The organism is Cellulomonas sp. P4_H12 (assembly GCF_056400905.1).
Genome location: NZ_JBFUKJ010000069.1, coordinates 1 through 838, shown reverse-complemented (window position 1 = coordinate 838; position 838 = coordinate 1). Strand labels below are relative to the sequence as shown.

General features: G+C 70.3%; 2 protein-coding genes. One reads left to right on the top strand and one right to left on the bottom strand.

Annotated features, from left to right (window positions below; translation table 11 throughout):
- A partial coding sequence (locus AC1DQC_RS19770) for a TetR/AcrR family transcriptional regulator (protein WP_477052935.1) occupies positions 1-400 on the top strand: 400 nt, incomplete at its 5' end.
- Positions 401-487: 87 nt separating this feature from the next.
- On the opposite strand, the gene AC1DQC_RS19765 is transcribed toward AC1DQC_RS19770, so the two are convergent.
- Positions 488-838: rhomboid-like protein (locus tag AC1DQC_RS19765; RefSeq protein ID WP_477052934.1), on the bottom strand; the 351-nt coding region annotated here is incomplete at its 5' end.

Here is an 838-nt window from a genome sequence, read left to right as displayed (position 1 = left end):
GGTCGAGGCGGTGCTGCGCAGGCGCGACCTCGTCGTGCGGGAGGAGATCGCCCGCTTCCTCGAGCCGTTTGACGACCCCCGTGAACGAGTCTTGGGCGTGTTCGACTATCTCGACGGGTGGTTTCGGCAGGAGGACTTCCGCGGCTGCACGTTCATCAACACATTCGGTGAACTGGGCGGCGGAAATCAGGCCGTCGCCGACATCGCCAAGGCGAACAAGGCCTCGTTGCTCGGGTGCCTGCGCGAACTGGTCGCCGACGCGGGCCTGCCGGCGCCGCTGGCCGATCAGCTTGCGATCCTCGCGAACGGCGCGATGGCGACCGCGGCGATCGCCGGCTCGCCCCTGCCCGCCCGGCAGGCCCGCGATGCTGCCCGCGTACTGCTCGACGCGGCGCGCTGACACCGACGCGGGCGCGACTGGTCCGGCTCCGGAGGACGAGATCGGTTGGTGCGGAGGTGAGCGATCGGGCCTGCTCGAGCTGCCGCCCTATTCGGTGGCCGAACTGTCCGTCGACTGACGCACGGCAGCCGAGGTCGGCCGGTTCGCTCGGCGTCGCAGGGACCTGGCGGCTGCGACCGGGTCCCACACCCCAGGCCGTCCCCGCACGAGCGGCTGGCAGGCGAGACCGATCAGGACCGCGGTGAAGTGCCCGACGTCGGTGAAGTTGGGCGAACTCAGCAGCGGCACACCGAAGAAGACCAGCACACCCGCCAGGTAAAGGTACCGCCACGGCTTCGCGATCCGGTAGGTCAACACGGCGACGACGCCGGCCAGCCCGTAGCTGACGCCGACGTCGAGGGTGAAGGCGGCGGATTCCGGGGCGTGACCGTGCTGGAT